At 67.8% G+C, this 4,448-nt stretch carries 4 protein-coding genes and 1 other RNA gene; 2 read left to right on the top strand and 3 right to left on the bottom strand.

Annotation, left to right across the window (positions count from 1 at the left end; genetic code table 11):
• The first annotated feature begins 293 nt into the window (after nucleotides 1–293).
• An RNA gene (ffs, locus tag Q1V78_RS07370) (signal recognition particle sRNA small type) lies at nucleotides 294–388 on the top strand.
• 34 nt (nucleotides 389–422) lie between these two features.
• Here ffs and Q1V78_RS07365 read toward each other — a convergent pair.
• The gene (locus tag Q1V78_RS07365; RefSeq protein WP_300613174.1) at nucleotides 423–980 is read right to left on the bottom strand and encodes a hypothetical protein; all 558 of its coding nucleotides are present in this window, start codon (nucleotides 978–980) and stop codon (nucleotides 423–425) included.
• Nucleotides 981–1,154: 174 nt separating this feature from the next.
• Between Q1V78_RS07365 and Q1V78_RS07360 the strand changes: the two genes are divergently transcribed.
• Nucleotides 1,155–2,036: a crotonase/enoyl-CoA hydratase family protein gene (locus tag Q1V78_RS07360; RefSeq protein WP_300613172.1), complete on the top strand. Its 882-nt coding sequence runs from the start codon at nucleotides 1,155–1,157 to the stop codon at nucleotides 2,034–2,036.
• Between the two features lie 73 nt (nucleotides 2,037–2,109).
• On the opposite strand, the gene gluQRS is transcribed toward Q1V78_RS07360, so the two are convergent.
• Nucleotides 2,110–3,204: a tRNA glutamyl-Q(34) synthetase GluQRS gene (gene gluQRS / locus Q1V78_RS07355; RefSeq protein WP_300613170.1), complete on the bottom strand. Its 1,095-nt coding sequence runs from the start codon at nucleotides 3,202–3,204 to the stop codon at nucleotides 2,110–2,112.
• Complete coding sequence (tgt, locus tag Q1V78_RS07350; RefSeq protein WP_300613176.1) at nucleotides 3,197–4,411, bottom strand: tRNA guanosine(34) transglycosylase Tgt; 1,215 nt, start codon at nucleotides 4,409–4,411, stop codon at nucleotides 3,197–3,199. The genes gluQRS and tgt overlap by 8 nt, the downstream gene beginning before the upstream one ends.
• Between the last annotated feature and the right edge of the window lie 37 nt (nucleotides 4,412–4,448).

Genomic DNA, 4,448 nt, shown 5'->3' with positions numbered 1-4,448 from the left:
GGATTTGAACCCTCGAGGGGCGTGAGCCCCGCACGCGTTCCAGGCGTGTGACATAGGCCGCTAGTCGAATCCTCCGCTGACTACTATACCCAGGGCCACCAAGCGCACAAAATCCCCAGCGCTCGCAGCATTTCCGGTCCCTTGAAGCTAAGCGCACAGCCGACCCCGGAACCGCCGCGAGGCTGGGCTCCAACCCCCACTGGAATCAACCCACGTCCCCGCGGGACAGCGCCCGAAAGATTGGCCCGCAAGATCGAGCGTTGGCCAGGGCCGGGGTGATGCGTTATGCTTTAGGCGGATTCCGCGTGGCGTGCATCTTGTGAACTCCCCCAGGGCAGGAATGCAGCAAGGGTCAACGAGCTCTCACGGGTGCGCGGGGTCCTTTTATTCTGCCCAAAAACTTCGCCGCTACCTGCCGGCCATCACCCGAGGCGCTGCTGCTCCCGCGCCCGTCGCGGACGCACGAAGGCCACAATGAGGCCCACGATGTTGAGCCCGATCAGGCAACCAAAGAGCAGGAACACCAAGCCCGCGGCCCACAGCCCCGAGGAATCATTGGCGGCAGCCCAGAAGGACCACGCGAGCGCGAAGCCCGCGGTGAAACCCAGGACAACGCCCAGCGCGCCAGCGTAAAACCAGCGAGTCCGCAGCGAGAGCATCACCACCGCGAACACCGCACCGGCACCGCAGGCGACCACTTGCCAGTCGGCATAAGGCCCACCCATCGGCAGGCCCAGCTGATCAGGGGTCCAGCTGAGGAAGAGAACCCAGACCACGAGCCCGGCAAAGAACGCCAACACCCCGGCGCGGACCGTGTCGAGCTGCTTCCACCAGTCACCACCGGCCGTCGCGCCCTGCCCATTCTTCTGCTCGCGGCGTTGAACAAGCCAGGTTGCGAGCAGCTGCAGACCAAGGGGGAGTGGCCCGAAACCGACGTACACCATCAGTGTGCCGAGCACGAGATTGATAATTGAACTCATAGAGCAATTTTACCGCCAAAAGCTCTCCCGGCGGCACTCGCGACCGCGTGATGAAGAACACCTCCCGGACCCTCGCCACGTCACCGCGCCAGCGCCCACGCCCCTGCCCGGCCCTCGCCACGCAGCTTCCGCAATCCCCCGCGCAGCACGGCACCCGTGGGTTAGCGTGATCCCATGACAGCCCGCACTGAACACTCCACCACCGCAGCACCGAACAGCGCCCACAACGACGACCCCGCCTCCCGCCACGGCGAGGTCAAGCTGGACGTCAAGGACGGCATCGCCTACGTCACCCTTCGCCGTCCCGGCAAGCTGAACTCCCTCACCCTCTCCGTTCTCGACGACCTGGTCGCCACCGCGCACAAAATCCGGCGCGACCGCACAATCCGGGCCGTCATCCTCGCAGGTGAGGACCATAACTTCACCGCGGGCCTGGACTTCGGCTCCGCACTGAAGACCCCAGCAGGCATCGCCAAGGCCTTCGCGCCCCGGCCGTGGCGCGGCACCAATACCTTCCAGGAGGCATGCTGGGCTTTCCGACGCCTGCCCGTGCCCGTCATCGCGGCAGTCGAGGGCTTCTGCTTCGGCGGTGGCGTGCAGCTCGTCGCGGCCGCGGATTACCGCTTCACCACCGCGAACGCCCAGTGGTCCGTCTTGGAGGCCAAGTGGGGCCTGATCCCAGACATGTCGGGGATCTTCTCCCTCAAGCAGCTGCTGCCCATCGATACCGCCAAGCGCCTGACCATGACCGGTGAGGTGTTCGACGGCACCCGCGCCGTCGAACTGGGGGTCGCCTCCGAGGTTGCGGAGGACCCGGCGGAGGCCGCCCGCGCACTCGCCGAGGAGCTGGCGACCCGTTCCCCGGATTCGGTGGCTTACGCCAAGCGCATCATCGACGAGACCTGGACCGCTGGCCCGCGTCGCACCTTCTTCATGGAGCGCGCCCGCCAGGCCCGCCTGCTGGTGGTCAAGAACACCAAGATCGCGCAGAAGGCGGCGGCCAAGGCGCGCGGCGCGGTTGTGGACGCCCGCTTCAAGCCCCGCGAGGTCCGCTAGCCCACGCTCCACCCGCCCCCTCCCGGTCCGGACGGTCCCGCCGTTCTTGAGGGCGTTGTTCCCTCGAGGTCCACTAGCCGGTGAACGTCACCGGCTCGCGGGAGAGCAGCTCCGGGCGGAAGCTCTCCGCCCAACCTTCGAGGATCTCCGCGGGTGATGCGCCCTGTGTGAGCGCCTCGCGCACCCCATTCGGCGCGCCCACGGCATCCCCCAGCGACTCCCCGATCCACGCCAGGGCATCCTCCACCCCGAGCTCACGCATCGTCACCGCCCCGTCGCGCTTCGCCAGGCGCTTGCCCTCCGGTCCGAGCACCAACGGCACGTGCAGGTATTCCACCTCCGGCAGCCCCAACAGCCCTGCCAGGTACGCCTGCCGGGGCGCGGAGCTCAGCAGGTCATCCCCGCGAACCACCTGATCCACCCCCGCGAGCGCATCGTCCACCACCACAGCCAGGTTGTACGCATATTCGCTGCCGTCCAGCTGCGCGGTGTTCCCGCCGCGCCGCAGCACCATGTCGTCCACCTCGCCGGTATAGGTACCTTCCTTCAGGACGTCCCCGCCCAGCGCCTCCCCGGCCGCGAAGCCTTCGGTGATCGTGTGGGTGGTGACCAGGCTGGCCGGGGCGACGCCTGAGGAAGAAAGGTCACCGACGCGCAGCCGCAACGCCGGACTGCGGCCGGCCTCGGCGAGCTCCGCCCGGCGCGTGGCGCGTTCCTCCTCGCTGAGGTTCCGGCAGGTGCCGGGGTAGGCACCCGGGGCGGCGTGCGGGGCGCGGGAGGCTTCCTGGATGTCCTTGCGCGAGCAGTAGCACTCGTAGACGCGCCCCTGGTCAGCGAGCTTCTGCAGGGCCTCGGCGTAGTGCTCGAGGCAGTCGCGCTCGTAGACGATCGGCCCGTCGTGGGTGATCCCGAGTGCTGCGAGGTCCGCGAGCTGCCGGTTGGCGGATTCCTCGGAGGAGCGCTGGGCGTCGATGTCGTCGACGCGCAGGTGGAAGGCCCGGCCAGTGTGGCGGGCAAACAGCCACGCGAGGACTGCGGTGCGCAGGTTGCCCAGGTGCAGGTCGCCGGAGGGGCTCGGCGCGTAACGGCCGGCGCCTTGCTGTGTTAGATCAGCACCCCGCCGCGCACCAGCCTCCCGCTCTACCTGGCTGCCCTCCCCATTAGCCAAGGCGCTGCTCCCAGCCCGGCCCGTAGTAGCGGCCCATGAACTCCGCCCGGTACTCCTCGAACCGACCCTCGAGCATCGCCTCCCGGATGTTGTCCACCAGCTTGATCATGAAGTGCAGGTTATGCAGCGTGCATAGCGTGCCCGCGAGATACTCCTTCGCACGCAGCAGGTGGTGGATGTAGGCGCGGGTGTAGTTCTCAGACACATAGCCGCCGACCTCGGCGTCCACGGGGGTGAAGTCGCGGCGGAAGCGCGCGTTGGAGAGGTTCATCCGCCCATCGAGCGTGTACACCCCGCCGCGGCGGCCAAGCCTGGTCGGTGCCACGCAGTCAAAAGTGTCCGCACCAGCGGCGATGGCGGTGAAGAGATCATCCGGCTCGGAGATGCCCAGCAAGTGCCGCGGCTTGTCGTCCGGCAGCTCCTGCGAGACCCACTCCACGATGGTCCCGAGGTTCTCCTTCTCCAGGGCCCCGCCGATCCCGAAGCCGCCGAAGCCGCGCTTACCCTCGGCCTCGGCCTCCTCGGAAAGCTGCACCAGCCCGCGGGCCGCCTGCCGGCGTAGGTCCTCGTACTGGGCGCCCTGCACCACACCCCACAGGGACTGCAGCGGCCGGTGGCTACGCAGCTCCGTCTGGCGCTGATGCTCCTCCAGACAGCGCTTCGCCCAGCGGTGGGTGCGGGCCACCGACGCTTCCTGGTACTTCCGGGTATTCGCCAGCGTGGTCAGCTCGTCGAAGGCAAACATGATGTCCGCTCCCAGCTGGTGCTGGATCTGCATGCTGACCTCGGGGGTGAAGCGGTGCTTGGAGCCGTCAATGACGCTGCGGAAATCCACCCCGTCCTCGTCCACGATCGCCATGCGCTTCTTCTGCTGCGCGATGACCTTATCCTCGGAGACCTTCGAGTCCATCGCGAGGACCTTCTTGTAGCCCACGCCGAGGCTCATGACCTGGAACCCGCCGGAGTCCGTGTAGGTCGGCCCGTGCCAGTTCTCGAAGGCGGCCACGCCGCCTGCCTCGTCGACGATGTCCGGCCCGGGCTGCAGATAGAGGTGGTACGCATTGGAGAGGATCGCCTGCGCACCCGCGGATCGCACCTGCTCCGGGGTCAGGGTCTTCACCGTCGCTTTGGTTGCGACGGGGATGAAGGCGGGGGTGTTGATGTTCCCGTGCGGTGTTTTGAGGACGCCCACCCGGCCCTGCGTCAGTCGCGTTTCCCGGTCCCCTTCGCCGGAGTGCGATGCG

The organism is Corynebacterium sp., assembly GCF_030152825.1.
In the GTDB taxonomy this organism is placed as follows: Bacteria; Actinomycetota; Actinomycetes; order Mycobacteriales; family Mycobacteriaceae; genus Corynebacterium.
The sequence above is the reverse complement of the archived record's forward strand: the minus strand, read 5'-3'. Positions and strand labels throughout refer to the sequence as shown.

Excerpts from the sequence above, each read along its gene's own strand:
- Q1V78_RS07365 (WP_300613174.1), bottom strand. The coding sequence starts at position 980 with ATGAGTTCAATTATCAATCTCGTGCTCGGCACACTGATGGTGTACGTC.
- Q1V78_RS07360 (WP_300613172.1), top strand. The coding sequence starts at position 1,155 with ATGACAGCCCGCACTGAACACTCCACCACCGCAGCACCGAACAGCGCC.